This window comes from Hymenobacter segetis (assembly GCF_054776495.1).
The window spans coordinates 1-613 of sequence record NZ_BAAHBV010000010.1 but is presented as its reverse complement, the minus strand read 5'-3'; the positions used below and the strand labels follow the sequence as shown (position 1 = coordinate 613).

2 tRNA genes and 1 rRNA gene are annotated in these 613 nt (G+C 49.4%); all 3 read left to right on the top strand.

Annotated elements, in window-relative coordinates:
- Positions 1-70: ribosomal RNA gene (locus ACYU70_RS22440) — 16S ribosomal RNA — on the top strand; the annotation flags it as partial.
- Positions 71-201: 131 nt separating this feature from the next.
- Positions 202-275: transfer RNA gene (locus ACYU70_RS22435), tRNA-Ile, on the top strand.
- Between the two features lie 36 nt (positions 276-311).
- A tRNA-Ala gene (locus tag ACYU70_RS22430) sits at positions 312-388 on the top strand.
- Positions 389-613: the final 225 nt, after the last annotated feature.

The following is a 613-nucleotide window of genomic DNA, read 5'->3' as shown; positions in this document are numbered from 1 at the left end:
AGAACAGGTAATTAGGGCTAAGTCGTAACAAGGTAGCCGTACCGGAAGGTGCGGCTGGATCACCTCCTTTCTGGAGCGGCCTTGCTCACGATGTTATGAGTAACTTATAGAGTAGCTTGGTACTTACTCTTTGTTTATTTCCTCATTCAAATAATTTTTGAATACGGATTCTACGTTTGCCTTCGGGTATCGTCGAAACCCGGGCTTGTAGCTCAGGTGGTTAGAGCGCTACACTGATAATGTAGAGGTCCGTGGTTCGAGTCCACGCAGGCCCACTGTAACTAGCGGGATTGCTGCTGGATACGAAACTCGGGGGATTAGCTCAGCTGGCTAGAGCACCTGCCTTGCACGCAGGGGGTCAACGGTTCGACTCCGTTATCCTCCACCATAATACAACAGAATAAACTCAATAGGAGCTTATTCACGAAGTCACTAAACACCAGAGTGACACACGTTCTTTGACGTAAGGGGTAACAAAAACGAAGCGTAGCGCGCTTGCCTCAGCAATGAGGAGAGCACTTCAGCAATGAAGAGCGTTACGAAACAAGAAGTAACAAAGAGCACACGGGGGATGCCTAGGGTCTCAGAGGCGACGAAGGACGCGATAAGCTGC